Below are 26,429 nucleotides of genomic sequence, written 5' to 3' on the forward strand. Positions count from 1 at the left end.
AATAATCTATACAATTTTGTTGATTTACGAGATTAATCAGCCTATCATCCGCACCATAAAGCGCTTAGTAGTAACTTGTGGTAACATATGCAAAGGGGTTAGAAGAGCAACGGCCTTCTAAGCCGTGGGTCGCAGGTTCGAATCCTGCAGGGCGCGCCATTAATGCTCCCCTTTCCTTTTGGATTGGCGAGCGTTGATGAAAATTTCAGTGGTGGCTGTAGCTCAGTTGGTAGAGTCCCGGATTGTGATTCCGGTTGTCGTGGGTTCGAGCCCCATCAGCCACCCCATTATTCTGTCGATAATCGCCGCAAGGGGATGTCCATCGACTTGGTGCAGTGACCTTCTGGTCTACACCACAAAAAAACCGGCCTTGGCCGGTTTTTTTTGTTTTTACGCCCGACAGCGCCTTGCCTTGTCTACAAGGCCATCATCCTCTAGATCGATAAACGCGGCTCTGCCCATTTGTCACGATGTGCGCCTCCCCATCGATACACACAGCCACACTCCCCCACGCACCAGCCTGCCCGGTTCTTTTTCTGTATTTCCCAAGCGCCATTGATATGCTGATCGCTCTTCTTCTCTCCTGCTTTCCGTTGGAGCTTTTCTATGCAACGCATTCTTTTTGTCGAAGATGATCCCGAGATTGGCCAGCTCATCAGCAGTTGGCTCGGCCGCCACGATATGGAAGTGATCCTCGAGCCCAGAGGGGACATGGCGCTGGCCCGGATCGAGGCCGAACAGCCCGATCTGGTGCTGCTCGATATCATGTTGCCGGGGCAGGATGGCATGTCCCTCTGCCGGGATCTTCGGCCACGCTTCGACGGCCCCATCGTAATGCTCACCTCGCTGGACAGCGACATGAACCAGATCCTGAGTCTGGAGCTGGGCGCCAACGACTACATCCTTAAAACCACCCCGCCCCCCGTGCTACTGGCCCGACTTCGGGTGCAGTTTCGCCAGCAGCCGCAAGCATCAACCCAACCGGTAGCCACCAGCAGCGTTCCCCAGCAGCTGCAATTTGGTCGGCTGCGGGTGGATGGCCCGGGGCGAGATGTGCGGCTCGATGGCGAGAGCATTGCCCTCTCGACCGCCGACTTTGATCTGCTGTGGGAGCTCGCCTGCCACGCGGGCCAAATCTTGAGTCGGGAAGCCCTCTTTCGCAGCTTGCGCGGCCGGGAGTATGACGGTCAGGATCGCAGCATGGATGTGGCCATCTCCCGCCTGCGCCGCAAACTGGGTGATAACCCCGACAACCCGACTCGGATCAAGACGGTGCGCCAGAAAGGCTACCTCTTCGTCCCCCACGCCTGGGAATAATCCTTTTTCGGGAGCACCGCCATGCGCCGTCTCTTTATCCAGTTCTATCTGTTGCTGATCGGCTGCTTCACCCTGGCCATCCTGCTGGTGGGCGTGGTCTATCAGGTGACCGCCGAACGGGCGGGTGATCGCTATCTCGAACGCATGATGCAGGGCTCTCTTGGCCTGTTGACCGGCGAGTTGGCAAGAACCCCGCCAGAGCGCTGGCCCGATCGGCTGGCCGAGCAGAGCAGTCAGTTTACCCTCCCCCTCAAGATCGGTGAGCTGGTGCGCCAGCCCCTGGCCAGCGAGGATCAGGCCTTTCTGGCCGCCGGCAACATTGTCATCGTCGAGGAGGATGACACCTTCCTGCAGCGCATCCCCGATACCGATCGGGTGCTGATTGTCGGCCCGGTTCCCTATCTCTCCTACCTGCACGAGCTGCACTGGGTCGATGTGGGACTGCTGCTGGTGATCGGCCTCTCTCTCGGCCTACCCATCCTTCTGTGGCTGCGTCCCCACTGGCGCGGCTTGCAACAGTTGGAGCAAACCGCACGTCGCGTAGGTGATGGGGATCTCTCCTGCCGAACCAATCTGCCACCGGGCAGCAGTCTGGCCCGGGTGGGACGCACCTTCGATCAAATGGCGACCCAATTGCAGGCCATGATTGCCAGCCGCAAGCAACTGACCGATGCCATCGCCCACGAGTTGCGCACCCCGCTGGTCCGGTTGCGCTATCGGCTTGCCATGCTCGATCCTGCCCCTGCCGAGCAGGAGCAGCAGGCGCTGGAGCGAGATCTGGGAGCGCTGGACGCCCTGATCGAAGAGATGCTCACCTACGCCAAGCTGGACAGGCCGGAGCTGCCGTTGCAGCGCGACGAGCTGGAGCTCAGCCACTGGGCACAAGTGCATCTCGGCGACTGGCAAGCGCTGGCACCCGAAAAGAAGCTCACCCTCGATCTGCCGCCACGTCACATGCCCTGGTGCGGCGATCAGCGTCTGCTGACGCGCGCGGTGGAGAACCTGATCGGCAATGCTCTGCGCTACGCCGAGAGCGAGGTTACCCTCTCCATCTCGCGGCTGCAGGAGAACTATCTGCTGGAGGTGAGCGACGATGGGCCGGGGATCGATCCGGCGCTGGCGCCCCAGATCTTCGAACCATTCGTGCGCCTTGATCAGAGCCGGGATCGTCGCACCGGCGGCACCGGGTTGGGGCTGGCCATCGTGCGCAGCATTGCTCGTCATCACGGGGGCGATGTGGCGCTGCTGGCCAGTGACCACGGCGCCCGCTTCTGCCTCACCCTGCCTGTACATTTGGATACAAACCGTCACCAACCGCTCACTGAAGGGCCACCGCAACCGTCATAGGATGACTGTCATGGAGAACGCTCCATAACATCAACCCGAATAAGGAAATTGAACATGAAAAAGATCATTCCCCTGACCCTGGCAGCCGTCTTCGCCCTCACTTCCGGTTTCACCATGGCGGCCACCCCGACCAAGACAGCCACACCGCAGGCTACCCAGACCAAGGTGGTGAAAAAACACCATAAAGCCACCCACGCCAAGACCCCTGCCGTCAAAGTCGCGCCGAAAACCAAGTGATCCAACCGGTCACTTGATAGCACCAAGGGAGGCTGACGCCTCCCTTTCCATCTCTTCCCGAAATTTCCTGACGAGCGCCTCCCTCGTCCAAACCGGATCCACGACCCGGCTCCCCTTTTGCGGGAAACGGTCAATGACCACAGGAACATGGCATGTGGCGTCATCTGCTTAAATGGCTAGGCCCCTTGTGCAGCTTGCTGCTGCTCGGCACCGCACTGACCGTGCTGTATCACCTGACTCAGGCATGGCACTGGCACGATATTCGTGTGGCCATCTGGTCCCAACCCCTGCTGCGACTGGCGGGCGCCCTGTTGCTGACCCTGCTCAGTTATGGTTGCCTCTGCAGCTATGACATGCTGGCGCTCCATGCGCTGGGCAAGCGCCTTCCCTGGCAACAGGTCAGCATCACCTCCTTTATCGCCTACACCTTCTCCAACACCCTGGGATTTTCCCTGCTGACCGGCACCTCGGTACGCTATCGCCTCTACTCAGCATTGGGGCTCGCCACCGGGGAAGTGGCACGCGTGGTGCTGTTCTGCTCCATCACCTTTTTCCTCGGCCTGCTGGCGTGGGGAGGTGGCGCCCTACTGACCTGCGATGTATCACAGTTGCTGCCTGACTGGCCGCAATGGGCAGATACCCTGCTCAGGCTGGCGGGCGGCATGGCTCTGCTGTTGGTGGCCAGCTACCTCTGCTGGCCTACACACCGTCTCTCCTGGCGGAAACACACCCTGACCCTCCCGGGCTTTCGGATACGTCTGTTGCAACTGCTGGTCGCGCTGGCCGACTGGATGGCCGCCGCCGCCGTGCTGTTTGTGCTGTTGCCTGCAGATAGCGTCCCCTACCCTGTGCTGCTCAGTGCCTTCGTGCTGGCCAGCTTCCTCGGGGTACTGGCCCACGTGCCGGGCGGGATCGGCGTGTTCGAAGCGAGCATGAGCCTGCTGCTGGCCAACTACCTGCCGGCCGACAAGCTGCTCGCCTCGCTGCTGCTCTATCGCTGCATCTATTACCTGCTGCCTTTTCTCTGCGCCCTGCTGCTCTTTGCGAGTCAGGAGATGCTGCAACAAAAAGCGCGCTGGCAGCGGCTACAGGGGCTGATGAGCGCGGTGCACGAATTTCTGCCTGCCCTTATCAGCATGGGAACCTTTGCCGCCGGTAGCCTGCTGCTCTGCTCGGGGATGATCCCGACCATGCGCAGCCACATTGAAGTGTGGCTGCAGGTGTTGCCGCTCCATCTGCTGGAGCTCTCCCACGTGCTCGGCAGCGTGAGCGGTATCCTCCTGATCCTGCTGGCTCGCAGCCTCTATCGCCGTCACGACGCCGCGTTTCGCATCACCCAGCTGCTGCTGGCTCTGGGTATCGCCTTCTCCCTGCTCAAGGGGGGAGACTGGGAGTCAGCCCTGCTGCTCGGCAGCTTCCTGTTCATCATGACCCCCTGCCGCTCTCTCTTCTATCGCAAGGGGTCGCTGCTCTATCCCCAGTACACCCCGGGCTGGCTCATTTCAGTCGGCGCCGTGCTGCTGGGGGCGCTGTGGCTGCTGCTCTTCTCCTACCGTCAGGTGGAGTATGACCACGCCCTCTGGTTCCACTTCTCGCCCCACGGCGGGGCTGCCCGCGGCCTGCGCGCCATGGGGAGCGTGGTAGCCGTGCTGGCCGTTGCCGGGGTTGCCCAGCTGCTTGCACCGCTGCGCGTGGTCGGTGAAAAGCCGGACAAGAAGACGCTGGCGCGCGCCCACGAGCTGGTGGTGCGCGAAGGGGGGATCCACGGCTATCTGGCCCAGTTGCAGGACAAGTCCCTGCTGTTCCATCCCGCCGGCGACGCTTTCCTGATGTATGGCATCGAGGGCAGCAGCTGGATTGTGATGGGGGATCCCATCGGTCGCCCCGAGCAGATCGAAGAGCTGCTCTGGCAATTTCGCGAGCGGTGCGACGAGCACGACGCCAATCCGGTCTTTTATCAGGTCTCGGCCCGCTATCTTCCGCTCTATCTGGAGCTGGGGCTGATCCCCTTCAAGCTCGGTGAAGAGGCGATGGTCGATCTGGCTACCTTCGATCTGGCGGGCAGCCGGCTGCGCAACCTGCGCCAAAGCCACGCCAAGGGCAAACGGGAAGGACTGACCTTCGAGGTGGTCGAGGCAAGTGCCGTGGCCCCCCTGCTGCCCAGATTACAAACCGTCTCCGATACCTGGCTGCAGAGCAAGATGGGCAAGGAGAAGGGCTTCTCGATCGGCCACTTCGAGCCTGACTACATGACCCTAAGCCCGGCTGCGCTGGTATGGCACGAGGGGCAGATCGTCGGCTTTGCCAACCTCTGGGTGAGCGATAACAAGGAGACGCTCTCCATCGATCTGATGCGCTACAGCCTGGATACCGGCACCGCCCCCATCATGGATTTTCTCTTTGTCGAACTGCTGCTGTGGGGCAAGGCGCAAGGGTACGCCAGCTTCAATCTGGGGATGGCCCCCATGTCCGGCTTCAACGATCACCCGCTCAACAGCTACTGGGCCCGTCTTGGCAATACCCTGTTCGTCCGTGGCAGCCGCTTTTACAACTTCCAGGGGCTCAGACGCTACAAGGAGAAATTTTCGCCCCGCTGGGAACCCCGCTACCTGCTCTGCAGCAGCAAGCTGGTGCTGCCCAGAACCCTGACTCACCTGATCACCCTGATTAGCCGCGGCCCGCTGGGGCTGATCAAGAAATAGGAGCATGGCCAATGAGAGCCTTGATTTTGCTGTTACTCAGTCTCGTACTGCCCGTTTCGTCTTTTGCGGCGCACGCCGCCCCGGTCAAGGATGACCTGAGCCTGATTGAGCTGCCGGTCAAGCAGCCATCCGACGCCCCCATGGTGATCTTTCTCAGCGGCGATGGTGGCTGGGCGGCCCTCGACAAGGGGTTGAGCGCCCAGTTTCAGCTGCACGGCATGCCGGTCGTGGGCTGGAGCTCCCTCACCTATTACTGGAAGAAGAAAACCCCGGAGCAGGTGACCGCCGATCTGGAGCGGATCCTCGATGATTATCAGGCCCGCTGGCAGCGCCCTCACTGGCTACTGGTCGGTTTCTCGTTTGGTGCAGAGATTGCCCCCTTCGTCATCAACCGGTTGCCGGAGCACTATCGTCAGGGGCTGGTCGGGGCCGTGATGCTCTCCCCCTCTACCAGCTCGGATTTCGAGATCCACGTCAGCGACATGCTGACCCACAAGGCGCGGAGCTACCCGACCGAGCCGCAGGTGAAGACCATCCGCGACCTGCCGATGCTCTGTCTGCAAGGAGCCGATGACGATGACGGCGACCGCCTCTGCCCCCGTCTCAACCAACCCAACGTCACCAGCATCACCCTGCCGGGAGGACATCATTTTGACGATAACTACCCCCAGCTCTATCAGGCCATCACCAAGCATCTGAACCCGCCCCCAGATCCGCTGACTGTGGAGCATTAACCCGTATCACCACGGAATGCCTTTTAAGTACCGAGCAGGGCAAATCAGCGAGCAATGAAAAGGGCCTCTCTTGCGAGAGGCCCTTGTACTGAATTGGGCGGAAACGTTAAAAGGAGCGACCAATGGGTTGGCCGTGGCGTCAAAGTCACCGAGGCTTTTCACTACGATTGCCCAAGCGGTTCAGCCAGATGCTGGGCTACCAACAATGAGGATTTGCAGTCCTATGCTGACAACCGCTCGGGATTGCGCCATAAAACAAAAGCCCCGATGTTTCCATCAGGGCTTTGCAATGTGGCGGTGAGGGAGGGATTCGAACCCTCGATACGTTGCCGTATACACACTTTCCAGGCGTGCTCCTTCAGCCACTCGGACACCTCACCAAATTTTGGTCTGTGGTTTAACGTGTTCAGCCAACACGGTGTTCGCTACGCTGTTGCGCTGGAACGGGGCGTAATTTAGGGGAAAGCCCCGCCCGCGTCAACGACTTTTTTCACCTGGCGAACCGTTCGAACACTTAATGCACAGATTCCGGTGCAACCTGGATTTCCGGCAGGTTGAGGAAGCCGGAACGTTCGCATTCGGCAACCAGTTCGTGGGTAGCGGCGATGGTGCTTTGCACGAACAGCAGGAACTGCTCGACGCTGAGTCCGGCCTTGGTAAAGACGGTGTGGCCGACAACCAGCCGCGGCAGGTTGTCATCGATGATATCGAGGAACACCTTGAGGGAGGGGTACTGCATATTGAGTCGGCCCAGTTCGGCAACCAGCGGCAGCATTGCGGAGGGGCGCACTTCCAGCTCGGAGGAGAACAGCAGGCCTTCCTCTTCCACGAAGATCCGGCTCTCCTGAATACCATCGACCGACTGCAAAGAGACAATGTGGATACCGTGACACTGGTCGCAGACATAGTGCTCGATACGAGCCTGTTGCAACCAACGCATTATCATTTCGGAGCTGGGGATATTCATCATTTCCACGACAAGATTGGGATCAAGGGGCGCAGTCTAAACCAATTTGCTATCAACAAAAAGCACGCCAACCCGATAACCCTGCGGCTCGCTTCTTTTTGGCAAGCGCTATGCATATACTCAGCCAAATCCACGATGACGCTTGCCCCACAGGGGGCCCCATGACAATCCAAGAAAAGTATCGCCTTCATCTGAAATCACTCTCGGATGAGCTGCTCACCCTGCAAAAACCCATCCGCATTCTGGATGCCATCAAATGGCCACGCCATCTGCAGGATCGCTTTCTGACAAGCGGTGGCAGGGAGCTGCCCGCTATCGACAGGCACTTCTATGATGCCCTCCCCCTCGGCTTCGATCCGCGCAACAAGTATCTGGAGCTCAAGGAGCTGCGGGACAGGATCCGAAGAAAGTTGGGGCCGCAGGACGATCTTGGCCGGATCCTGCAAGAGACGGTCGATCAGTACATGGTGGTGATCGAGATGCTGCGCCAGCGCGGCCAACCCGATTTTCAGCGTTACAGCCAGCTGCTTTATGGCTCTGCCAGCGATCACCTGCGCGGGGATCGCAAGACCCTCAAGGAGCTGGGCGCCCGCCTGTGCGATATCTTCTCCCTGCCCGGCGCCCGCCATCTGGTGCGCCCCTACCCCAAGGAGTTCGAAGGAGAGGCCGCGGTCGCCAAACTGCAGGGCAAGCTGTCGAGCTACTTCAGTGACGGCACTGTGCAGGTGAAGCTGAGCGATGGCATCGTCTCCGATGCCGCTGCCGGTGGCGACTACATCAAGCTCAACTCCCACGCCCGTTTCTCCGAGCTGGATTTGCAGGTGCTGGAGGTACACGAGGGGTGGGTCCATGTCGGCACCACCCTCAACGGTCGCCAGCAGCCCTATGCCACTTGGCTGAGCGCCGGTTCACCGCGGATCACCGCCTGTCAGGAGGGGCTGGCTGTCCTGATAGAGACCCTCACCTTCAGCTCCTTTCCGGATCGGGCCAAGCGTATCTCCGATCGGGTGATGGCCATCGACATGGCCGAGCGCGGCGCCGATTTTATCGAGGTGTTTCAGCACTTCGTGCAGCAGGGCACCAGCGAGCACGACGCCTACAAGATCACCCAGCGGGTCTTTCGTGGCGGCATGGTGGGCGGCGGCGCCTGCTTTACCAAGGATCTCTCCTACGTGCGTGGCTATGTGGAGACGGTCAACTTTATCCGCAGCGCCGTGTTGGAAGGGGTGCCCGAGATCCTGCCGATGCTGTTTGTCGGCAAGGTGACACTGGATGACATTCCGGTGCTCTATCAGCACTATCTGGAGGGGCTGATTGCCGCTCCCCGCTATTTGCCGCCGATGTTTCGCGATCTCACCGGCCTCTATGTCTGGTTCGGTTTTGCCTCCGGCATGTCGCTGGTCGATATCGGCCGGGTACAGCACCATTTTCGCCAGCTATTTCAACGCCTGCCGGTGGCCGACCCCATCATTGCGCCGGTGGATATCGAGATAGACTGAACCACAGCGATACAAGTTGGGGAAAATAAAAAGGGCGCCAGATTGGCGCCCTGCTCGACGATTCAAATATCGCAGCCGAATTACTTGTAAGCCCGACCTTCGAGATAGTGTTTGCGACAGAGCGACACATAGCGATCGTTGCCGCCGATCTCCACCTGTTCGCCATCACGCATCACCTGCCCCGCTTCGTTGACCCGGGAGTTCATGTGAGCCTTGTTGCCACACCAGCAGATGCTCTTCAGCTCTTCAAACTTGTCGGCCAGACAGAGCAGATGGTAGGAGCCCGGGAACAGCTCGCCGCGAAAATCGGTCTTGAGGCCATAGGCCATCACCGGAATATCCTGCTCATCGACGATGCGGGCCAACTGGTAGACCTGCTCACGGGTCAGGAACTGGGCCTCGTCCACGATGAAAACATCGATATGTTTCTTCGCATGGCGCGCTTTCACCATTTCAAACAGATCGCAGCTGTCGCTGAACACGTCCACCTTCAGTTCAAGGCCAACCCGGGCACTGATCACCCCGACCCCGAAACGGTCATCGATGGCTGGCGTCATCGCCAGAGGATGCATGCCCCGCTCCAGATAGTTGAAGTGCGCCTGAATGAGCTGGGTGGATTTGCCTGAATTCATGGTGGCAAATTTGTAGTGCAGTGAAGCCATGATACTGTTCCGAAACTGAATTTATGGGGCGCATGCTAACCAAAGCCCCTGACAAAACCAAGGGGCCCGCGGGCCCCTTGCTCTATAAATGTTACGCGGTGGCCAACACTGGCCGCGCTTTGGCCTTTTTCAGGTGATAGCCGGTAAAGAGCACGAACCAGAGGGCACTGACACTGAAACCGGCCAGGCTGGAGTGCATCAAGCCCATCGCCAGGTAACCGATGGCCGCGCCGAAGGCGATGGCCAGTGCATAGGGCAGCTGGGTCATCACGTGATCGATGTGATGGCAACCGGCACCGGTAGCAGAGAGGATGCTGGTGCTGGAAATGGGTGAGCTGTGATCCCCGAACACGGAGCCGGCCAGTACCGCAGCCAGCATCGGCAGCATCAGGCTGATGTCGCTGGCGGCGGCCATGTCACCGGCCAGCGGCAGCATGATGCCGAAGGTACCCCAGCTGGTGCCGGTGGCAAACGCCATGGCACAGGAGAGGATAAAGACCACGGCAGGTAGCACTTCGATCGGCAGGTTGCCGTTAGCCAGCGAAGCCAGGTACTTGCCGGTCTCCACATCGCGCACCACGGCACCGATAGTCCATGCGAACAGCAGGATGTTGATGGCCGGCAGCATGGCCATGACACCTTGCGGCGCGGCCTTGATCCAGTTTTTGGCACCCAGCTTCAAGCGCATCGCCAGACCGATGGAGACCACCAGACTGCACAGGGCACCGTAAACCAGCGAGGAGCCGACGTTGGTATTTTCGAACGAGCCGAGCACGCTGAACGGCAGCCCCTTCTCGCTCAGCACCGCAGCACCAGAATCAATCATGAAATAGATGGTGGCAGCGGTCAGGGTCAGGATCGGCAGTACCATGTCGATCATGCCGCCGTTGCTCTCTTCCGGGCTCTCCATATCCAGACCGATGGGGCGGCCCTTGGACTCATCCCACAGTTTGCCTTCCAGCGCCCACGCTTCGTGCTGACGCATCGGGCCGATATCGAGCTGACAGGCGATCACCACCAGCACCATGATGAGGGTGAAGACGGCGTAGAGGTTCATCGGGATCATCTCGACAAACGCCGCGATGGGGCTCTGCTCGGTCAGACCGTGGGCCGCCATGATGCCGCCAACCAGAGCGATGATATAGGCGCCCCAGGAGGAGATGGGCATCAGCACGCAGACCGGCGCCGCGGTGGAGTCCAGCAGATAGGCCAGTTTGGCACGGGAAATCTGGAAGCGGTCGGTCACCGGACGGCAGATCGCCCCCACCGACAGGCTGTGGAAGAAGTCATCGATAAAGAAGGCAAACACCATCATGCCAGTCAGGGCTTTGGCGCCCTTGCGGGTCTTGGCTCGACGCTCGGCCCACTCGGCAAAGGCACGGGTCGCCCCGGAGACGCTCATCAGGCTGATGAGGCCACCCAGCAGCAGCATAAACAGGATCATGTTGACATTGTCACGATTGAGCGCGCCATCGACCCAGAAGATCTTGAGCACGGTATTCAACATGTAATGCAGGGATTCGAGGGGTGAAAACTGATTGAGCAGCAAACTGCCGGTGACGATGCCCACACCAAGGGACAGCAGCACGCGGCGGGTCATGATCGCCAGCGCGACAGCCAACAGGGGGGGAAGAACGGACCAACCGGAGTCGGCGAAATGACTAATGTCCATGATCTCTTTGCACCTAAAGATTACAGGTGGAGATCTACCGAGAGGATCTAAAGAAACAAAACCTATGGGGAGGTCATACTCCTCAGCCCCTTCAGGTAGCGCTCCATAGTGGATGACTATGGCAGTCCTGCACCTATTAGATGCAGAACCAGCAGCCCGGTATGATGGCCTGGCCACTTCGGCGCTGACTCCTTTCCTTGTGCATCACAGGCATCACCCTCCGCACAAATACTCATAGGCAGCGCGCCTCTACTTAAAGGTATTCGCCGCACATTTTATCGAGATGGCAGCTTATAGCAAGTTTTTTGATTAAATAGTCACGATAAACATATCAAGGTCGAAAAATGGTAGTCAAATGATGCAACAACGCCTGTTTTGACGCTATTTTCACCTACTGCGGTTTCATTGGCATCCAATCTCCAAGCCTATTGCAGGCCATATTAAATATCTGTATTGATGTTCCCCACGGATATTATATTTAACCCGGCTTGACTTATTTAAATCGCCAAGCAAGAATCAGCTAGAACATAATATTTTTCTCTGACTCGACGTGGTAACTCCTATGAATGAATTTTTAAAGGTACTGCTTAATATCCGCAGTCTGCGTGCGACCTGCCGCGAACTTTCTCTGGAACAACTTGAAGAGGCACTGGAAAAACTCTCTGCGATCGTTGCTGAGCGTCAGCAGGATGAAGCTGCCGAGCATCAGGCCCGTGAAGAGCATCTGCGGAAAATTAACGAATATAGCGAAATGCTGAAAGCCGCCGGTATTGACCCGGCAGAATTGGTAAGCGCTGTTGCTACCAACCCCGGCAAATCAGAAAAAGCCAAGCGGGCGCCACGTCCTGCCAAATATCGCTATCAGGATAATGGCGTAGAGAAAACCTGGACCGGCCAGGGCCGTATGCCTTCGGCTATTGCCAGCGCAGTGGCAGCAGGCAAATCACTGGAAGACTTTGCTATCTGATCTCAATTTTGTTGCTAATAAAAAACCTCGCCAAGGCGAGGTTTTTTATTGCCGCTTAAATGTGACATATCAGATAGCCGATTGCGGGCGATCTGCTGCCTTGACCCACAGCACTTCACGATCCCCTGCCACGCAGATGAGATAGCGGGCAACGGTAAAGAACCAGTCACTCATCCGGTTCAGATAGGGCAGCACCTCGGGATTGACCCGCTCTTCCCGGCTCAATGTCAGCAGCAAGCGCTCGCAATGACGCACCAGAGTACGCACCACATGTGCTTGCGCCGCGGCACGGGAACCACCGGGCAATATAAATTGGCGCAGCGGCGGCAATGGCTCACTATAACGATCTATCTGCTGTTCAAGGCGAGTGGTCCAGGCGGCATTAACTTGCCAAATTGATTCATTCTGGGCGTCGCTGGAGAATGCCAACTCCCCCCCCAGATCAAACAACTCCTGTTGCAACAGCTGTAAATCAGCCAATAAACCGATCTCTTGCGACGGCACATCACAAATCAGCAAGCCAATATGGGAGTTGAGCTCATCGATATAACCGTAGGTCTCGACCCGCAAATGATCCTTTGGCAACTGGATACCATCGGCCAGCCGGGTCATGCCCTTATCGCCCTGCCTCGTATATATTCTCATACCGACATCCTGTTAATAATGGGAATAATCATGGACTCAAGTCCATTGAGTTTGATTTCGTAAGCCAACGCCAGCGTCTGGCCCAATTTACCCGCCGGAAAACCGCTGCGCGCCATCCACACCAGATAGGGCTCTGGAATATCGATGATACGCCGCCCCTGATATTTACCGTAAGGCATCTTGTTGGTCAGGGTCAGCAGCACCTGTTCGTCGGATAGCCAATCCATATTAATCGATATCCAGATATTTATGAGTCTGGATTGAGAGTCGCCAGTTACGCGCGATACAGGTATCCATCGCCAATTGGGTGGCCCTTGGCTTCTGGCTGATCGGCTGCAAGGCAATGACCACATCAGGGCGCAGAGTAGCAGTAGCGAGCAGAGTATCCAGCTCTTCAATATGGTGCTCGGTGGCCACCGGATGCTTGATCTCGTTGGCCCGCTCCAGCGCCGAGACCAGCACAGGCAGCCCCCCTTTCATACCGATCTTGGGGGAGACTGTTACCCAGGTCTGCTCATGAGTCTTGATCTCGCTGGTGCCACTGGTTTCAATTTGCACCTGATAACCCGCCGCCAGTAATGCTGACGAGAGTTCGTGCAGATCGTAGAGGCAGGGTTCCCCACCGGTGATCACCACATGGCGCGCCTGATAACCCAGTTCGCCAAAGCTCTTGATAATCTGCGCGGTGCTGAGTTGGCTCCAGCAATCGGATTCGTTGGAACGATCCAGTACCGCCGCCTTACCCACTTCACGAGCCGGATCAACAACCCAGGTATGACGGGTATCGCACCAGGGGCAGCCCACCGGGCAACCCTGCAGGCGAACAAAGATGGCGGGCAGGCCGGTAAAGATGCCCTCCCCCTGGATGGTCTGGAAAATCTCGTTGATTGGGTAGTGCATCTCGATCACGGCTTGTTGCAAAAGTCGCGGATTATACCCCAAGCCACGGCAAGACGCAGGCTCACTCTGCGCTTTTCTCACCCAGCCCGGTTTTCTCAAACAGTCTGGCCATGATGCCCGCCTTGTCGGCCAGATAGTTGTTCAGGCCGCGACGGCGCAGTTCACACGCAGGACACGTGCCGCAACCGTCACCGGCAATGCCGTTGTAGCAGGTCAGGGTCTGCTGGCGCACCGTGTCAAGGTGACCATAGTGATCCGCCAGTGCCCAAGTCTCGGCCTTGTCGAGCCACATCAAGGGTGTTTCAAAACGGATGCCGCGATCCAGCCCAAGCGACACCGCCTGATTGAGGGCCTTGACGAACTCGTCACGGCAATCGGGATAGCCGGAGAAGTCAGTCTCGCACACACCGGTGATCACCGCTTCGGCACCCACCTGATAGGCATAGATGGAGGCCAGCGTCAGGAACAGGATATTGCGGCCCGGCACGAAGGTGTTGGGCAGCCCGTTATCCTGCAGCTCGCAGCTGACTGGAATGTCGTCACGGGTCAGGGCAGAGACCGCCAGCTCATTGAGCAGCGTCACATCCATCACCTTGTGGGCGGCAATCCCCAGTGCACTGCCCAGACGGCGCGCGGTGTCGATCTCTTCCCGATGGCGCTGGCCATAGTCAAAGGTGATGGCGTGCACTTCATCATACCGGGCCAATGCCTGCACCAGACAAGTAGTGCTGTCCTGACCACCGCTGAAAACCACGACTGCTTTTTTCATCTTGATAACTCCTTGAATTGTCACGCGCGGCGGCCTTCGGCAAAGTCCTGCCACTGGGTATTCAACCGATTGAACAGGGTCAGCAAGGGCGCATAGTGCTCCGGCCTCCCCTCCCACCGGGACAAGAGGTGATAGCCCGCCTCTATGGTAGAGAGGGCATCGGGAAAGGGTTTCTTGCGAATGGCATATTGACCGGCAATGGCACCAATGCCGATGCGGGGCAAGCGGGCCAGTGCCGGGTTGCTCTGCAACATGCGATAGGCTTTGCGCCAGGTGCCGTCGAGCAAGATAAAGGCGATGGACGTTTTGCCAGAGGATTCACTCTCCCGCTGTTGGCGAAGATCGGTCAGCGAAATGGCATCCTCATCCGGCCAGAGTAGATAGCAGCGACGGGAAGGATCTGCAAGCAACCCATTGAGCCACTCATCGCGGGAAAAGTCCTCCCCCACATGGATCTCGCACTGTTGCAAAGAGGCCGCCAGCAGCGCCGCAGTCCCCTTGGGATGTGCCACCTCGTTGGGGTGCTGCAAGATGTAGAGGGGCGTGTGATTGTCAACCGGCACAATATAATCGCACAGGCAGGCTTTGAGGGCTCGGGTGCAACGTGTACAGTATCGACTGTTCTTGTCGTTGGACTGTTTCATGTTGTCAGACAAATCTGGATTGCTCTGGGTTATCACGCTCTCTCTCACCAGCTTGCTACTCTTCTTTACCGTTCCCAATCTTCAGCTCTCCTTCGATCGGCCCTTGATCGCCGGGGGCGAAGGGTGGCGGATCATAACAGGCAATCTGGCTCATACCAATCTGTGGCACCTGCTGCTCAATCTGGGCGGCCTCGTCATCCTCTATAGCCTGTTTCGCGACTATCTGGGTGGGGCTCGCCTGCCGCTGCTGATGTTGCTGCTCTGGCTGGCAGTGGGCTTGGGGATCTGGTGGTGGTGCCCGCAGACCCAGTGGTACATGGGACTATCCGGCTCGCTGCATGGTCTGTTTGTCTGGGGGGCAATGCAGGACATCCGCCACGGACGCCGCACATCGGGCTGGCTACTGTTGGCAGGGATGGGGCTCAAGCTGGCGATGGACTTCTACAACGCAGGAGAGAGCCCGATATCCACCCTGATCAATGCCAAGGTACACATCGGCTCTCATCTTATCGGGGCCGGTGCAGGCCTGTTACTCGGCCTGCACCGCGTATCACTGAGTGAGCCTGTTACGCACCAGCCAGCTCGGCATTGATGCTGGCCAGCATGGCGGCCGGATCGGCAGCCTGCGTAATGGGACGACCGATAACCAGATAATCGGACCCCGCCTCGACCGCCGCTTTCGGTGTCATCACCCGGCGCTGATCCCCGGCCGCTGAACCGGTCGGGCGAATACCCGGGGTCACCAGCTTGAACTCATCACCCAGCAAGGCTTTAAGCTCATGGGCCTCGTTGGCAGAGCAGACAACCCCATCCAAGCCGGATGCCTTGGTCAAGGTAGCCAGCCGGATCACCTGCTCGGCAGGGCTCACATCCAGACCAAGAGGGATCATGTCGGACTGCTCCATGCTGGTCAGTACGGTCACCCCGATCAACAATGGCGCCTTGTCGCCATAAGGCAGCAGCGCCTCTTTGGCGGCACGCATCATCCGCTCACCACCACTGGCATGCACGTTGACCATCCAGACACCGAGCTCGGCACTGGCTGCCACGGCTTTGGCAACGGTATTGGGAATATCGTGAAATTTCAGATCCAGAAAGACATCGAATCCCTTGGCCACCAGCTGGCGTACAAACTGCGGGCCAAACAGGGTAAACATCTCCTTGCCTACCTTGAGACGGCACTGGGCCGGAGAGATACGTTCAACGAACGCTAAGGCATCTGCCTCGTGCTGATAATCCAGCGCTACCAGTACTTTGGGATCTTGCATCTCACATCCTATTGCTTGTTATTCACCGTCCAGACCACGGATCGGCTTGATGGAACCCCACTGGCGACAAGACGGGCACTGCCAGAACAGCGAGTGAGTGGCAAAGCCGCACTGCCGACACTTGTGGGTTGACTTGATTTTGATCTGCTCGCCGACCAGCTGTTGCAGCAGTTCGAGGCTCTCCTTGGCAGGCCCCTCTTCCGCACTGGCCAGTTGAAAACCCACCAGCTGGTAAAAACCTTTCATCGACGGATGACGACGCAGCTGACGCAACACCAGCGAACGGGCCTGGCTCAGGCCATCACGCTCTTCAACCAGCTTGGCAAGGGCCAGGGTCACGCTGACACCGGCGTGATCTTCCACTGCCTTCTCAAGCAGTGGGATCAACGCAGGCGTGCGCCCCAACTGCTGATAGCACTCGAGCAATTTGGGCATTGCCTCGGAGGCAAAGTCGATATCCTGCTCGAACACCCGCAGCAGCTCCTTGCTGGCCTGCTCATACTCCCCCTCTGCCATGGCGAGCTCAGCGAGGCGCAAACTGGCCCGGGCACATGCCGGATTGATACTGAGCGCCCGTTTGAGCTTGGCCAGCCCCTCCCCTTTATTGCCCTCACGCAGCGCGATCTCGGCTTGCTCGCAATAGAAATGGGAGATGGGGTCGGCCAGCTTCTTGCCCTGGAATTTTTGCAGACGAACCGCCACATCGATGGCCTTATCCCAGTCCCGCAACTGCTGATGGATGATCAACAGCTGTGCCAGCGCCGTCTCTTCAAAGTCGCTGTCATCACACAGCTCATTCCAGAGCGCTTCCGCTCGGTCCAGCAGACCAGCAGCCAAAAAGTCGCGCGCAAGCTCCTGCAGGGCAAGCTGTCGCTGCTCCCGGGTCAGCTGGCGGGTTACCAGGTTCTGGTGGATCTTGATGGCACGATCGACCTCCCCACGCTGGCGAAACAGGTTGCCGAGGGAGAGGTGTGTTTCGATGGTTTCACTGTCCACCTCAAGCAGCTGGATAAAGAGATCCACCGCCTTGTCGGATTCATCGGACAGCAAATAGTTGAGGCCCGCCACATACTGGCGGGAAAACTGGTTACTCTGTTTTTGGGTGTCCTGGCGAACACTCCTGCGACCCATGTACCAGCCATAACCGGCGGCGATGGGCAACAGCAGGAAAAGCAGTTCAAGCATTGAGGAACATTATTCCTTACCCGGTGACCGGGCCAGCTCCAACTCGCGGGATTGACGACGCATGGTGCGGTTGAGGGTGCGGTTTTGCATTTTCAGGCGCAGGAACAGCAGGCCGAATACCAGCCAGCCCAGCAAAAAACCGCCAGCGAAGAAGAAGCCCAACAGCATGGCAAGCGAAAACTCACCCTGAGCGATCAGGTAATTGAACTGAACCAGCTGGCCATTTTGTGAGCCCAGCGCCAAGGTCAGAACAAACACCAGCACCAGCGGAATGAGGGCCAAAATACGCTTCATAAGAGCTCCCTGTCAGTATCTAATGAGAGGCTGATTATCCTTAAAATCGCAGGCAGACTCTAGAGTGAATGGGAAAAGAGTTTAAGAAACAAGACGATTGGCACAGGAATCGGTGCCAAAAAGAAAAAAGGCATACCCGAGGTATGCCCATTTCTGCATTATTCAATGATGTTGACGCGCTCGCGCAACTCTTTACCAGGTTTGAAGTGCGGGACATATTTCCCGGTCAGTTCAACCTTGTCCCCAGTCTTGGGGTTGCGGCCCACACGGGGCGCACGATAGTGCAGTGAAAAACTGCCAAATCCGCGGATTTCAATCCGGTCGCCGTTTTGCAAGGTCGACGCCATCTGCTCAAGGATCTCCTTGATGGCGGCTTCGACATCCTTGGCCGGCATATGCATGCGGCTGGCTGCCAGTTGTTCGATGAGATCTGATTTGGTCATAACGTTAAATCTCCTTCCCCGATCACATGCAATATTCATTTTGCCAGGATAAAAAAGGGCGGCGCAATGCCGCCCTTTTCTTGCATCAAGGATTACTCACCCTTGGCGGCTTTGAACGCTTCCATCATAGCATTGCTGAACACAACTTCTTCTTGCTGGTTCAGGTTATCGATAGCAACACGCTCATCAGCCTCGTCCTTAGCACGGACAGACAGGCTTACGGTGCGGTTCTTACGATCAACGCCCATGAATTTAGCTTCAACTTCGTCACCAACAGACAGCACCAGAGTGGCGTCTTCTACACGGTCACGAGCAGCGTCGGAGGCACGCAGGTAGCCTTCTACGCCATCAGCCAGTTCGATAATGGCACCTTTGGCATCAACCTCGGTAACCTTACCCTTCACGATAGCACCTTTCTTGTTGTCAGCCAGGTACTTGTTGAACGGGTCTTCTTCGATCTGCTTGACACCCAGGGAGATGCGCTCACGCTCCGGATCCACTTGCAGAACAACGGCTTCGATCTCGTCGCCTTTCTTGAATTCACGCACGGCTTCTTCGCCCTGGTTGTTCCAGGAGATGTCAGACAGGTGAACCAGGCCGTCGATGCCGCCATCCAGACCGATGAAGATACCGAAGTCAGTGATGGACTTGATCTTGCCGGAAACACGGTCGCCTTTGGCGTGAGTTTCGGCAAACAGCTGCCACGGGTTGGATTTGCACTGCTTCAGACCCAGGGAGATACGACGACGCTCTTCGTCGATGTCCAGAACCATCACGTCAACCACGTCGCCAACGTTAACAACTTTGGACGGGTGGATGTTCTTGTTGGTCCAATCCATCTCGGATACGTGTACCAGGCCTTCAACGCCTTCTTCGATTTCAACGAAGCAGCCGTAGTCGGTCAGGTTGGTCACGCGGCCAGACAGACGGGTGGTCTCCGGGTAACGCTTGGCGATAGCAACCCAGGGATCTTCGCCCAGCTGCTTCAGACCCAGGGATACACGGGTACGCTCGCGGTCGAACTTCAGAACCTTGACAGCGATCTCGTCGCCAACGTTGACGATTTCGGAAGGATGCTTAACGCGCTTCCACGCCATGTCGGTGATGTGCAGCAGGCCGTCAACACCGCCCAGATCTACGAATGCACCGTAGTCGGTCAGGTTCTTGACGATACCCTTAACTTCTTGACCTTCTTGCAGGTTAGCCAGCAGGCTTTCGCGCTCGGAGGTGTTCTCGGTCTCGATCACGGCACGACGGGAAACAACAACGTTGTTGCGCTTCTGGTCCAGCTTGATGACTTTGAACTCGAGTTCTTTGTTTTCCAGGTGAGCGGTGTCACGGATCGGACGCACGTCAACCAGAGAACCCGGCAGGAAGGCACGGATGCCGTTCAGTTCAACGGTGAAACCACCCTTGACCTTGCCGTTGATGATACCGATAACGGTAGCTTGCTCTTCGTAAGCCTTCTCAAGCTGCAGCCAAGCTTCGTGGCGCTTGGCTTTTTCGCGGGACAGCTTGGTTTCGCCGAAACCATCTTCGATAGAGTCCAGAGCCACGTCAACGGTGTCGCCGACGTTGATTTCCAGCTCGCCCATGGCGTTCTTGAATTCTTCAGCCGGGATAGCGGACTCGGATTTCAGACCGGCGTCAACCAGTACGAAACCGTTCTCGATAGCAACGACAGTACCCTTGACGATGGAACCTTGACGGGTTTCAACGGCGTTCAGGGACTCTTCAAAGAGTTGAGCAAAAGATTCGATCATTGTTTATGTCACAAATGAAACATCCACTTGCAATCCGGCACAAGCGGGGCTGTTTTAAATAATCTGCGCCATCCTTGGTGCAGACGACCGGATGTCAGCTTGCGCTGGCATCACCAAGTTGTTGCTCTGCATAAGCGAGTACTGTTGCCAGCACTTCATCTATGGTCATGGCGGTAGAATCTACCACCAGAGCATCTTCTGCCGGTTTCAGGGGTGCAGTAGCGCGATTTCTGTCGCGATCGTCACGTTCCCGAATCTCGGTTAAAAGACGCTCAAAGTTAACATCAAAGCCCTTATCTTGCAACTGCTTATAGCGACGCTGGGCCCGTTCTTCGGCACTGGCGTCTAGGAAAATCTTTACCTCGGCCTCGGGGAAAACAACTGTGCCCATGTCACGACCATCGGCAATCAGACCCGGGGCCTGACGAAATGCACGCTGACGGCGCAACAATGCTTCGCGCACCCGGGGGAAGGCGGCGATTTTACTGGCAGCATTACCCACTTCTTCGGTGCGGATGGTGCGGGAGACATCTTCCCCTTCCAGGATCACCCTGACCAGATCGCCCTCAACCTGAAATTGCACATCCAGATTGGCAGCCAGTGGCACCAGTGAGGCTTCACTGTCCAGCTCTACATCGTGATGCAGGGCGGCCAGGGACAACACCCGATAGATGGCGCCCGAGTCCAGCAAGTGCCAACCCAGCTTCTCAGCAAGCAGCTGACACAAGGTGCCTTTACCTGCACCACTGGGGCCATCAATTGTCATTACGGGGGCCATCTGAGGCATAACTTCTCTCCTGCACTGTGTTGCTCCCATCCCGAAGGGGTGGGTTAATGGGCGCCGATTATACCCGAATGTGGTGAGCCTGGCAGTCATCAATCCGCACAAAGGGCCAAAACCCCGCCGGACAGCTGTGCTTGTATCTCATTTGGATATTTCATTAAGCAATGCAGGGACTTGTTCTTATGGTCGTTCCTGACAAGGCGCGCTAAACTGGCCCCCTTTTTTGAGCCGTTAGTAGTAAGGAGCAACCTATGAGCAGCGTTACCCTCGTGGCCAAATCCAAATTGCCAACCCCCTGGGGCACCTTCACGCTGGTAGGTTTTCAGGAAACCGGCACAGGCAAAGACCACGCCGCACTGGTGATGGGCGACATTACCGGTGACGAGCCCGTGCTGGGCCGGATCCACTCAGAGTGCCTGACCGGCGACGCCCTGTTCAGCCTGCGTTGTGACTGCGGTTTCCAGTTGCAGGCGGCCATGGAGAATATCGCCAAAGCCGGTCGTGGCGTGTTGCTGTATGTGCGTCAAGAGGGCCGTGGCATCGGCTTGCTCAACAAGATCCGCGCCTATCACCTGCAGGATCAGGGGGCCGATACCGTGGAGGCCAACGTAGCCCTTGGTTTCGCCGCCGATATGCGCGATTACACCATCTGCGCCGACATGCTCAAGCAGCTTGAAGTCAAGTCTCTCAAACTGATGACCAACAACCCGCGCAAGATGAAAGCGATGGAATCCTTCGGTATTCCGGTGGCCGAACGGGTTCCGTTGCAGGAAGGACGCAATCCCCACAACGAGTTCTATCTGTCGACCAAGGCCAACAAGCTGGATCATATGCTGAAGAAGTGAGCCTGCATTGACGAATTACAGATAGTCAAACGCCTCCCATTGGGAGGCGTTTTTCTTGGGATGACCACACATCAACCCAGGCTATCTAAGTGGTACGGTCAGATTGGCCAACAGTTCTTCAAGCTCTTCGCCAGTGCGGGCAGCACAGTATTGTTCGACCCGCTCGCGGGTCAATTGCGGCGCGAGACGTTCAATCAGATCGTAGAGATAGCCGCATAAAAATGCCCCTCTGCGCAACCCGATAGTGGCCACACCGCCTGGTAGCCAGGGCGCCGTTTTGAGCACCAGATCGCCATCGCGCTGGGGCTCCCAAGCAAAAGTTGCCATCACCCCGATGCCCATTCCTTGTCTGACATAGGTCTTGAGCACATCACTGTCGCTCGCACAGCAGGCGATCCGGCTCTCGGCATGAGCACAATCAGTGCCATGTGCAGCAGAGAGCGCCCTTCCATCGGTCACCAATGTAAACTCCACCAGCTCGGCCGGGGTCAGCGATGTTGCTTTGGCCAACGGATGATCCTTGGGCAGCACCAAGCCCCGTTGCCACTGAAAAGAGGGGAGCATGAGCAGATCGCTCCCCTCCTCCGGTTCATCCGCCAGCAGCAGATCGGCAGTGCCATCATGCACGGCTACGCGGCACTGCGCCGCACTCCCCTGCATCACAGTTACGGCAACTTTGGGGAAGCGGGCCATAAAACCCTTGAGGATGGCGGGCAGAATATAACGGGCTTGCAGATGAGTAGCCGCAATGGTGAGGGTTCCCTGCTCCGGATGCACATGCTGCCTGGCCATTACCTTGATGGTGGCGACCTTGTCCAGCACCTCCGCGGCCACTTTGATCACATCCCGACCTATGGGGGTGATCTGGGTCAAGTGTTTGCCGCTGCGCTCGAAGATCTGGATCCCCAGCTCATCCTCCAGCATCCGCACCTGTTTGCTGATCCCGGGCTGGGAGGTGAATAGGCTCTCGGCGGTGGCCGACAGATTCAGCCTGTGGTTCGCCACCTCGACGATATAGCGCAATTGCTGCAATTTCATGGTGTAGCCCTCAAGCGAACCCACCGTTAATAGTAACAAACTTTCAGCAATGGCCCTCCGCCATCAGGCCGGGCGCTCCTTGAGTAGAAAATCACGCAAGGCACGGTTGGCCATGGATAGCGGATCGCCACGCCGCCACGCCACACAGAGGTCGAGGTAGATGGGCGGGTCGAAGGGCACGCCACTCAGATCCGGCTCCTCTTCCAGTACCATTCGCAAGAAGGTGGTCACCGCAAAACCTTGCCGCACCACCGCCTTGAGCAGAGGGATAAGATTGCTCTCGAAGGCGATATCGGGTTCAACGCCCAGGCTCTGGGCCAGCGCCTCCATATGCTCCCGGTGGTAAAAACCACGGCGAAACAGCGCCAGCTCCTGAGCGAAAAACTGCGAGAGGGTGACGGCCGATGCGCCACGCAAGGGGTGATCGTCCCCCACCACCATCAACATCTCTTCGCTCAGCAGATGCGCTCCCTCGATGGCGGGGGGGAGATCACTGGTGATGAGAATGGCCAGATCGAGGGAGCCATCCACCATCCGGCTGAGCAGCTCACGGGTGCCGGCCTCTTCGACCCGGATCTTGAGGCCGGGATAGCGATGCTTGAAGGCCATCAGACGAGGGGGGAAATAGTAGGAGCCCATCATGTAGGGGATCCCGATCCGCACCTCCCCCCGCTCCAACCCCTTGAGCTCGGCCATCTCGGCCTCGGCCTGATGCATCTGCAGCAACAAGCGCTCGGCATGGCGACAGAGCACCTCTCCCTCTGGGGTGAGCCGTACCGCCCGGTCCTGTCGATCAAACAGCCGCAATTCGAGCTGCTGCTCCAGCTTGGCGATGGCCATGCTGATGGCCGGCTGTGCCACATGCAGACTGTTGGCTGCCTTGGTAAATGAGCCGGCATCCCTGACCGCCAGCAGATAGGTGAGCTGTTTCAGATCCATGTATCAATTCATCTTATGAGATGGATAACTTAAATATATTATATTTATAACCGCAAGGACTCTACCCTGACCAAAAGTAGTCAGGACAATACGCAATGATTGAAGTTGGAAGTCGCGAGTGGATACGTGCAACCCTAGCCCTCAGCCTGGGCTCTTTTCTGGTGTTTCTGAACCTCTACCAGACCCATCCCCTGTTACCCCTGATTGCCGAGGTCTTCTCGGTCAACTCCCTCTCGGCCAGCTGGACCCTGGCAGGATGCACTGCTGGCCTCGCCGCCTCCCTGCTGATCTGCGCCAGACTGGCGGATCGCCATGGCCGTCGGCAAGTCATGCTGGGGACACTCACCCTGGCGATCCTGCTCTCACTGTTAATCCCGCTGGTTGAGCAGTTTGGTTCCCTGCTGTTGCTGCGCATCCTGCAGGGCGCGCTGCTGGCAGGGCTGCCCGCGACCGCGATTGCCTATATGGGGGAAGAGTTCAGCAAACGGGCGCTGCTCTCGGCGGTGGGGGTCTATATTGCCGCCAACTCCCTCGGTGGCATTGCCGGTCGGGTGGTAGGCGGCCTGCTGGCGGGCTGGTTTGGCGACTGGCAGCATACCTTTCTGGGGATCGGAGTGATCAGCCTGTTACTGCTGCCGCTGGTCTTCTGGCTGCTGCCCCACCAAACCCGCTTTGTGGCGAGCGCCCCGGTTCGCGGCCAATTTGCTCGCGCCTTGCAGCAACACCTGACCAATCCCTTGCTGGTAGGGGCTTACCTTATCGGGGGGCTCAACTTTATGGTGTTTCTGAACCAGTTCAGCTATCTCACCTTCCTGCTGGCCAAGCCCCCCTTCTCCCTGCCCACGCAGTGGCTCGGCATGCTGTTTCTCACCTATCTCTCGGGGACTGTAGCCTCCTCCTTGAGCGGCCGCTTTGCCAACCGCTGGGGGGCACAACGGATGCTGCTAGTCGGGATCGCGCTGATGGCTATCGGCAGTCTGTGGCTGCTGCAAGGAAGCCTGCCCGGGATCCTGAGTGGCTTGCTGATCTCCAGCTTCGGCTTTTTCCTGGCTCACGCCTGCGCCAGTGCCTGGGTCGGTCATCATGTCGAACACAACCGCGCCCTCGCCTCCTCTCTCTATCTGGTAGCCTACTATCTGGGAGCCAGTCTGGGTGGGCTTTACCTGCACCCCTTCTGGGAGCAAGGCGAGCTGGGCGGTCTGGTCATGGGGATTGAACTGGTCCTCATCCTGACGGCGGGCTTGAGCCTCTGGCTCGGCCGTCTCAAGCAGCGAAGCCAATCGCCACTGCCCGCCCAGCAACCCCACCGACACGGGTAACAGGCTCAGCACAACAGGGTCACCCACGAGCAGATGGCGATCTCGCAACCCAGCACCGCCAGATAACAAAAGGGGTCACACCGGTGACCCCTTTTGCTGCGTTATTCAAGAGCCTGTCAGGCTCGCACCGCATTTAGAGCAGGATCACTCCTGATCGAAATAATCCGCAGGCACCGCGACCACAGCACCGGTCGCCACCTCTTCGGCGATCACCTCAGCCAGCGGGCGCAGATGAAACTTGATCTGTCCGGAGGGCAACATCAGGCCAATATCGGGGTTGCGGGTATCCTGCATGTTGCCGGTTTTGAATGGCAGCTCGGGATAGCGCGCTACCAGATCTTGCAGTGAAGTGACCACCAGCTCGATATGTTCCAACCCCGCCTGATGGACGCGACCCGGTTTCGGTGCAGCCAGCTCGATACAGGGTACCTGTACCTCACCAACCAACAGAGGCTGATGCAACTGATAAGTGGCGATGGGACGTCCGCCAATCATCCCCTCCACCAACAAGGTACCTGCCTCAGCCAGCACAGCACATAGCGCGCAGTACTCCTGCAGGGTAGCCGCCCGATAACAGAGGTGATCGACCGTTGGCCGGGAAATGGTGACGCCAGTGGCGGCCAGTTCGGCCAACAGCTGAGAAACAAATGGGGCCATTGGCCCCAGTGTGGAATCGAGTGGGTGGGACATGCTTACCATTTCTTCTTGGGTTGAAACAGGACATCAAGCTCGTCGGCTTCCTTGTCCTTGATGTTTTGCAGATCCTGCGCGCTGTTTTGCTGCTGCAGCTCTTCAAGCTCCTTGAGCCCCTGACGCATATCTTCTTCACGGGCCAGCAGATAGGGATCCTTGTCGCCCACGCTCGCCATGGCCGACAGACCCTTGGTATAGAGCTGGCGGCATGTACCATATTGGCCCTGAATGCGGGCATCCATCGCCCGCTTGACCAGATTGGAGATGTTGATCTTGAGCTGCATCAGCTCGAGGCGGCGCTCTTCCTGGGCAAATCCCTGAGGGTCAATCTTGCCCTTGTTGTGCTCGACCCGCAGCACGGCCCGCATCTTCTTGACCAGCTGCAGCATCTGGATCGCCTGACGATCGGACTCCGGGGTCTTGAACTGCCCCTCATCCTGCACGCTGTAGTTCTCCTGCACATTCTTGATCTGGGTCTGCACATCAACGATGCGCTGCTTGATCTGATTGTTCGGCATCACCTGGGCGATGGCGCGATAGGCATCGAGGATCCGGTGCTGCAACAGCAACACCATGTTCTTGGAGAAAGGCACCAGATTGACGTTCAGCAGCACCTCTTCGGTCTCGTCGGCCACCGTCTTGTGTCTGGCAACGGCGTGACGCTTGTCCGCCTCTGCCTTCTGCTTATATTGCTGCACCACGTTATAGGCGATAACCAAAAACAGGAGTGCGCCAATAGACAGCAATACCAAAGTTAAAATCATAGGATGTCCAAACCCCTGTTCCTATCCAATTG

At 57.9% G+C, this 26,429-nt stretch carries 28 protein-coding genes, 3 tRNA genes and 1 riboswitch; of the genes, 12 read left to right on the plus strand and 19 right to left on the minus strand.

The genetic code is table 11. The features are described 5' to 3' along the window. The first annotated feature begins 60 nt into the window (after positions 1–60). The 7 genes from BN1139_RS21290 to BN1139_RS02890 all read left to right on the plus strand — a co-directional run bounded on the left by BN1139_RS21290 (position 61) and on the right by BN1139_RS02890 (position 6,337). Positions 61–159 (plus strand) — tRNA-Arg (locus BN1139_RS21290). 52 nt (positions 160–211) lie between these two features. Next, positions 212–287, plus strand: a tRNA-His gene (locus BN1139_RS02865). Positions 288–606: 319 nt separating this feature from the next. Beyond that, a complete protein-coding gene (gene rstA / locus BN1139_RS02870) occupies positions 607–1,317 on the plus strand; it encodes a two-component system response regulator RstA (RefSeq protein ID WP_005351197.1) in 711 nt (236 codons plus the stop codon). 21 nt (positions 1,318–1,338) lie between these two features. Next, a complete protein-coding gene (gene rstB / locus BN1139_RS02875; protein WP_005351190.1) occupies positions 1,339–2,664 on the plus strand; it encodes a two-component system sensor histidine kinase RstB in 1,326 nt (441 codons plus the stop codon). Between the two features lie 54 nt (positions 2,665–2,718). Continuing rightward, positions 2,719–2,901 carry a hypothetical protein gene (locus BN1139_RS02880; protein WP_005337116.1) on the plus strand — a complete coding sequence of 61 codons (183 nt, stop codon included), beginning with the start codon at positions 2,719–2,721 and terminating at the stop codon, positions 2,899–2,901. Positions 2,902–3,053: 152 nt separating this feature from the next. Further along, entirely contained in the window at positions 3,054–5,603 is a 2,550-nt protein-coding gene (gene mprF, locus BN1139_RS02885; protein WP_005351188.1) for a bifunctional lysylphosphatidylglycerol flippase/synthetase MprF, read from the plus strand. Positions 5,604–5,614: 11 nt separating this feature from the next. Further along, positions 5,615–6,337 (plus strand): AcvB/VirJ family lysyl-phosphatidylglycerol hydrolase, encoded by a 723-nt coding sequence (locus BN1139_RS02890; protein ID WP_005351187.1) that lies wholly within the window; start codon positions 5,615–5,617, stop codon positions 6,335–6,337. Between the two features lie 292 nt (positions 6,338–6,629). On the opposite strand, the gene BN1139_RS02895 is transcribed toward BN1139_RS02890, so the two are convergent. Beyond that, positions 6,630–6,717 (minus strand) — tRNA-Ser (locus tag BN1139_RS02895). 134 nt (positions 6,718–6,851) lie between these two features. Then, positions 6,852–7,307 carry a type III secretion system chaperone family protein gene (locus BN1139_RS02900; protein WP_005337119.1) on the minus strand — a complete coding sequence of 152 codons (456 nt, stop codon included), beginning with the start codon at positions 7,305–7,307 and terminating at the stop codon, positions 6,852–6,854. A 158-nt stretch (positions 7,308–7,465) separates the two neighbouring features. Here BN1139_RS02900 and BN1139_RS02905 point away from each other — a divergent pair, with 158 nt between their 5' ends. Next, on the plus strand, positions 7,466–8,803 hold the full coding sequence (locus BN1139_RS02905) for a flavohemoglobin expression-modulating QEGLA motif protein (RefSeq protein ID WP_005351183.1): 1,338 nt from the start codon (positions 7,466–7,468) through the stop codon (positions 8,801–8,803). An 80-nt stretch (positions 8,804–8,883) separates the two neighbouring features. Here the strand turns inward: BN1139_RS02905 and BN1139_RS02910 are convergent, their stop codons facing one another. Beyond that, positions 8,884–9,465 carry a thymidine kinase gene (locus tag BN1139_RS02910; RefSeq protein WP_005351181.1) on the minus strand — a complete coding sequence of 194 codons (582 nt, stop codon included), beginning with the start codon at positions 9,463–9,465 and terminating at the stop codon, positions 8,884–8,886. Between the two features lie 91 nt (positions 9,466–9,556). Beyond that, a complete protein-coding gene (locus BN1139_RS02915; RefSeq protein WP_005351177.1) occupies positions 9,557–11,137 on the minus strand; it encodes a Na+/H+ antiporter NhaC family protein in 1,581 nt (526 codons plus the stop codon). Between the two features lie 88 nt (positions 11,138–11,225). Further along, positions 11,226–11,397, minus strand: a riboswitch (Lysine riboswitch). A gap of 302 nt (positions 11,398–11,699) precedes the next feature. On the opposite strand from BN1139_RS02915, the gene BN1139_RS02920 reads away from it, so the two are divergent. Then, complete coding sequence (locus BN1139_RS02920; protein WP_005351174.1) at positions 11,700–12,104, plus strand: H-NS family histone-like protein; 405 nt, start codon at positions 11,700–11,702, stop codon at positions 12,102–12,104. 69 nt (positions 12,105–12,173) lie between these two features. Here BN1139_RS02920 and BN1139_RS02925 read toward each other — a convergent pair whose 3' ends face one another. The 5 genes from BN1139_RS02925 to BN1139_RS02945 all read right to left on the minus strand — a co-directional run bounded on the left by BN1139_RS02925 (position 12,174) and on the right by BN1139_RS02945 (position 15,062). Further along, the gene (locus BN1139_RS02925; RefSeq protein WP_005351171.1) at positions 12,174–12,749 is read right to left on the minus strand and encodes a cob(I)yrinic acid a,c-diamide adenosyltransferase; all 576 of its coding nucleotides are present in this window, start codon (positions 12,747–12,749) and stop codon (positions 12,174–12,176) included. Then, complete coding sequence (locus BN1139_RS02930; protein ID WP_005337126.1) at positions 12,746–12,976, minus strand: DUF3820 family protein; 231 nt, start codon at positions 12,974–12,976, stop codon at positions 12,746–12,748. Before BN1139_RS02930 ends, BN1139_RS02925 begins: the two co-directional genes overlap by 4 nt. 1 nt (position 12,977) lies before the next feature. Next, on the minus strand, positions 12,978–13,649 hold the full coding sequence (queE, locus tag BN1139_RS02935; RefSeq protein ID WP_005351169.1) for a 7-carboxy-7-deazaguanine synthase QueE: 672 nt from the start codon (positions 13,647–13,649) through the stop codon (positions 12,978–12,980). Between the two features lie 61 nt (positions 13,650–13,710). Then, positions 13,711–14,418, minus strand: coding sequence for a 7-cyano-7-deazaguanine synthase QueC (gene queC, locus BN1139_RS02940; RefSeq protein ID WP_005337128.1), 708 nt, complete (start codon positions 14,416–14,418; stop codon positions 13,711–13,713). 20 nt (positions 14,419–14,438) lie between these two features. Further along, the gene (locus tag BN1139_RS02945; protein ID WP_005351167.1) at positions 14,439–15,062 is read right to left on the minus strand and encodes a tRNA-uridine aminocarboxypropyltransferase; all 624 of its coding nucleotides are present in this window, start codon (positions 15,060–15,062) and stop codon (positions 14,439–14,441) included. Here BN1139_RS02945 and rrtA point away from each other — a divergent pair. After that, positions 15,061–15,654: a rhombosortase gene (rrtA, locus tag BN1139_RS02950; protein ID WP_074045184.1), complete on the plus strand. Its 594-nt coding sequence runs from the start codon at positions 15,061–15,063 to the stop codon at positions 15,652–15,654. The two genes, BN1139_RS02945 and rrtA, sit on opposite strands and share 2 nt — an antisense overlap. On the opposite strand, the gene pyrF is transcribed toward rrtA, so the two are convergent. The 6 genes from pyrF to cmk all read right to left on the minus strand — a co-directional run bounded on the left by pyrF (position 15,629) and on the right by cmk (position 20,802). Then, the gene (gene pyrF / locus BN1139_RS02955) at positions 15,629–16,330 is read right to left on the minus strand and encodes an orotidine-5'-phosphate decarboxylase (protein WP_005351164.1); all 702 of its coding nucleotides are present in this window, start codon (positions 16,328–16,330) and stop codon (positions 15,629–15,631) included. The genes rrtA and pyrF overlap by 26 nt on opposite strands. Before the next feature lie 18 nt (positions 16,331–16,348). Further along, the gene (lapB, locus tag BN1139_RS02960) at positions 16,349–17,515 is read right to left on the minus strand and encodes a lipopolysaccharide assembly protein LapB (RefSeq protein ID WP_005351163.1); all 1,167 of its coding nucleotides are present in this window, start codon (positions 17,513–17,515) and stop codon (positions 16,349–16,351) included. Between the two features lie 9 nt (positions 17,516–17,524). Beyond that, positions 17,525–17,809, minus strand: coding sequence for a LapA family protein (locus BN1139_RS02965; protein ID WP_005337143.1), 285 nt, complete (start codon positions 17,807–17,809; stop codon positions 17,525–17,527). A 158-nt stretch (positions 17,810–17,967) separates the two neighbouring features. Continuing rightward, positions 17,968–18,252 (minus strand): integration host factor subunit beta, encoded by a 285-nt coding sequence (ihfB, locus tag BN1139_RS02970; RefSeq protein ID WP_005299934.1) that lies wholly within the window; start codon positions 18,250–18,252, stop codon positions 17,968–17,970. 92 nt (positions 18,253–18,344) lie between these two features. After that, a complete protein-coding gene (gene rpsA, locus BN1139_RS02975; protein ID WP_005351161.1) occupies positions 18,345–20,015 on the minus strand; it encodes a 30S ribosomal protein S1 in 1,671 nt (556 codons plus the stop codon). 94 nt (positions 20,016–20,109) lie between these two features. Next, positions 20,110–20,802, minus strand: a complete 693-nt coding sequence (gene cmk / locus BN1139_RS02980; protein WP_005351160.1) for a (d)CMP kinase — start codon at positions 20,800–20,802, stop codon at positions 20,110–20,112. Between the two features lie 248 nt (positions 20,803–21,050). Here cmk and ribA point away from each other — a divergent pair, with 248 nt between their 5' ends. Continuing rightward, the gene (gene ribA, locus BN1139_RS02985; RefSeq protein ID WP_005351157.1) at positions 21,051–21,644 is read left to right on the plus strand and encodes a GTP cyclohydrolase II; all 594 of its coding nucleotides are present in this window, start codon (positions 21,051–21,053) and stop codon (positions 21,642–21,644) included. Between the two features lie 81 nt (positions 21,645–21,725). On the opposite strand, the gene BN1139_RS02990 is transcribed toward ribA, so the two are convergent. Then, positions 21,726–22,682 carry a LysR substrate-binding domain-containing protein gene (locus BN1139_RS02990; RefSeq protein ID WP_005351156.1) on the minus strand — a complete coding sequence of 319 codons (957 nt, stop codon included), beginning with the start codon at positions 22,680–22,682 and terminating at the stop codon, positions 21,726–21,728. 63 nt (positions 22,683–22,745) lie between these two features. Further along, the gene (locus BN1139_RS02995; RefSeq protein ID WP_005351154.1) at positions 22,746–23,621 is read right to left on the minus strand and encodes a LysR family transcriptional regulator; all 876 of its coding nucleotides are present in this window, start codon (positions 23,619–23,621) and stop codon (positions 22,746–22,748) included. 95 nt (positions 23,622–23,716) lie between these two features. Between BN1139_RS02995 and BN1139_RS03000 the strand changes: the two genes are divergently transcribed. Continuing rightward, positions 23,717–24,940 (plus strand): MFS transporter, encoded by a 1,224-nt coding sequence (locus BN1139_RS03000; RefSeq protein ID WP_005351152.1) that lies wholly within the window; start codon positions 23,717–23,719, stop codon positions 24,938–24,940. A gap of 144 nt (positions 24,941–25,084) precedes the next feature. Here BN1139_RS03000 and BN1139_RS03005 read toward each other — a convergent pair whose 3' ends face one another. Next, positions 25,085–25,639: a VOC family protein gene (locus BN1139_RS03005; RefSeq protein ID WP_041202689.1), complete on the minus strand. Its 555-nt coding sequence runs from the start codon at positions 25,637–25,639 to the stop codon at positions 25,085–25,087. Beyond that, positions 25,633–26,397, minus strand: coding sequence for a hypothetical protein (locus BN1139_RS03010; RefSeq protein ID WP_005337161.1), 765 nt, complete (start codon positions 26,395–26,397; stop codon positions 25,633–25,635). The genes BN1139_RS03005 and BN1139_RS03010 overlap by 7 nt, the downstream gene beginning before the upstream one ends. Positions 26,398–26,429 lie beyond the last annotated feature (32 nt).

This window comes from Aeromonas veronii bv. veronii (assembly GCF_000820225.1).
GTDB lineage: Bacteria > Pseudomonadota > Gammaproteobacteria > Enterobacterales > Aeromonadaceae > Aeromonas > Aeromonas veronii.

Bases quoted from the DNA above. Each gene is read 5' to 3' on its own strand.
- mprF (WP_005351188.1), top strand. From the start codon at position 3,054: ATGTGGCGTCATCTGCTTAAATGGCTAGGCCCCTTGTGCAGCTTGCTG.
- lapB (WP_005351163.1), bottom strand. From the start codon at position 17,515: ATGCTTGAACTGCTTTTCCTGCTGTTGCCCATCGCCGCCGGTTATGGC.
- BN1139_RS02880 (WP_005337116.1), top strand. From the start codon at position 2,719: ATGAAAAAGATCATTCCCCTGACCCTGGCAGCCGTCTTCGCCCTCACT.
- pyrF (WP_005351164.1), bottom strand. From the start codon at position 16,330: ATGCAAGATCCCAAAGTACTGGTAGCGCTGGATTATCAGCACGAGGCA.
- BN1139_RS02900 (WP_005337119.1), bottom strand. From the start codon at position 7,307: ATGATGAATATCCCCAGCTCCGAAATGATAATGCGTTGGTTGCAACAG.
- BN1139_RS03010 (WP_005337161.1), bottom strand. From the start codon at position 26,397: ATGATTTTAACTTTGGTATTGCTGTCTATTGGCGCACTCCTGTTTTTG.
- BN1139_RS02930 (WP_005337126.1), bottom strand. From the start codon at position 12,976: ATGGATTGGCTATCCGACGAACAGGTGCTGCTGACCCTGACCAACAAG.
- BN1139_RS02915 (WP_005351177.1), bottom strand. From the start codon at position 11,137: ATGGACATTAGTCATTTCGCCGACTCCGGTTGGTCCGTTCTTCCCCCC.
- BN1139_RS03000 (WP_005351152.1), top strand. From the start codon at position 23,717: ATGATTGAAGTTGGAAGTCGCGAGTGGATACGTGCAACCCTAGCCCTC.
- ihfB (WP_005299934.1), bottom strand. From the start codon at position 18,252: ATGACCAAATCAGATCTCATCGAACAACTGGCAGCCAGCCGCATGCAT.
- BN1139_RS02920 (WP_005351174.1), top strand. From the start codon at position 11,700: ATGAATGAATTTTTAAAGGTACTGCTTAATATCCGCAGTCTGCGTGCG.
- BN1139_RS02965 (WP_005337143.1), bottom strand. From the start codon at position 17,809: ATGAAGCGTATTTTGGCCCTCATTCCGCTGGTGCTGGTGTTTGTTCTG.
- BN1139_RS02890 (WP_005351187.1), top strand. From the start codon at position 5,615: ATGAGAGCCTTGATTTTGCTGTTACTCAGTCTCGTACTGCCCGTTTCG.
- queC (WP_005337128.1), bottom strand. From the start codon at position 14,418: ATGAAAAAAGCAGTCGTGGTTTTCAGCGGTGGTCAGGACAGCACTACT.
- BN1139_RS02990 (WP_005351156.1), bottom strand. From the start codon at position 22,682: ATGAAATTGCAGCAATTGCGCTATATCGTCGAGGTGGCGAACCACAGG.
- BN1139_RS02910 (WP_005351181.1), bottom strand. From the start codon at position 9,465: ATGGCTTCACTGCACTACAAATTTGCCACCATGAATTCAGGCAAATCC.
- BN1139_RS03005 (WP_041202689.1), bottom strand. From the start codon at position 25,639: ATGGTAAGCATGTCCCACCCACTCGATTCCACACTGGGGCCAATGGCC.
- rstA (WP_005351197.1), top strand. From the start codon at position 607: ATGCAACGCATTCTTTTTGTCGAAGATGATCCCGAGATTGGCCAGCTC.
- rstB (WP_005351190.1), top strand. From the start codon at position 1,339: ATGCGCCGTCTCTTTATCCAGTTCTATCTGTTGCTGATCGGCTGCTTC.
- queE (WP_005351169.1), bottom strand. From the start codon at position 13,649: ATGCACTACCCAATCAACGAGATTTTCCAGACCATCCAGGGGGAGGGC.
- rpsA (WP_005351161.1), bottom strand. From the start codon at position 20,015: ATGATCGAATCTTTTGCTCAACTCTTTGAAGAGTCCCTGAACGCCGTT.
- rrtA (WP_074045184.1), top strand. From the start codon at position 15,061: ATGTTGTCAGACAAATCTGGATTGCTCTGGGTTATCACGCTCTCTCTC.
- BN1139_RS02925 (WP_005351171.1), bottom strand. From the start codon at position 12,749: ATGAGAATATATACGAGGCAGGGCGATAAGGGCATGACCCGGCTGGCC.
- BN1139_RS02905 (WP_005351183.1), top strand. From the start codon at position 7,466: ATGACAATCCAAGAAAAGTATCGCCTTCATCTGAAATCACTCTCGGAT.
- BN1139_RS02945 (WP_005351167.1), bottom strand. From the start codon at position 15,062: ATGAAACAGTCCAACGACAAGAACAGTCGATACTGTACACGTTGCACC.
- ribA (WP_005351157.1), top strand. From the start codon at position 21,051: ATGAGCAGCGTTACCCTCGTGGCCAAATCCAAATTGCCAACCCCCTGG.
- BN1139_RS02995 (WP_005351154.1), bottom strand. From the start codon at position 23,621: ATGGATCTGAAACAGCTCACCTATCTGCTGGCGGTCAGGGATGCCGGC.
- cmk (WP_005351160.1), bottom strand. From the start codon at position 20,802: ATGCCTCAGATGGCCCCCGTAATGACAATTGATGGCCCCAGTGGTGCA.